The 614-nt window shown below is 52.4% G+C and carries 1 protein-coding gene; it reads right to left on the reverse strand.

All coding sequences use genetic code 11. The features are described from left to right. Positions 1 to 447 (reverse strand): Rpn family recombination-promoting nuclease/putative transposase (locus tag IV91_RS0113845; protein WP_200874432.1); only part of this gene is annotated, 447 nt, incomplete at its 3' end. Between the last annotated feature and the right edge of the window lie 167 nt (positions 448 to 614).

The following is a 614-nucleotide window of genomic DNA, read 5'->3' on the forward strand; positions in this document are numbered from 1 at the left end:
CGGTTTACGCATTAATGTGGCCCGTATCCATCTGGCTATCATTCTGCGCAGGTCAGGCCGGTCTACCAGCCACTCTTCCAGTAGACGCAATAATACCTGAATAGTTTCCGGGTCGGCAGGATGCTCTATCCGAAATACCGCCGCCACCAAATTCTTGAGTGAGGCCAGTTCGCTGTCGGGGTAGTCGTTCTCGTCCACCAGCAGATATTTCACCCTGGGCTTGAACTGCTCCACCAATCCCGGCACTGGCGGAATCAGATCAAATACATCCCTTACCGCCGTCCAACGCTGACTGCCGTTGTACAACACGATGGGCAAAACTGGCGGCAGGCGTCCATCGGACAACACCATCCCCAATTTCTTATGGACGCCCGCCACCATCATCCTCAGTTTCGCCTTCACACGCACATTCGGCACCACAAACACCCGACGGAGAAAACTTGCCACCAAGGGCGATCTAAACGCAAGAATCGCCATGCGAGATGATAGGTACGCAAAGCGTCAAGGGTGATAGATTCCAGTGCCAAAAGTGTTCTCCCAAGCCAAAAGAGGTCTGAATTGCTCCAAAATTACCTGACACTTGGAAGCCAATTAACCACCTTATCTCAAACCCT

The sequence above is a fragment of the Ferrovum myxofaciens genome, from assembly GCF_000735045.1.
GTDB classification, from domain to species: domain Bacteria; phylum Pseudomonadota; class Gammaproteobacteria; order Burkholderiales; family Ferrovaceae; genus Ferrovum; species Ferrovum myxofaciens.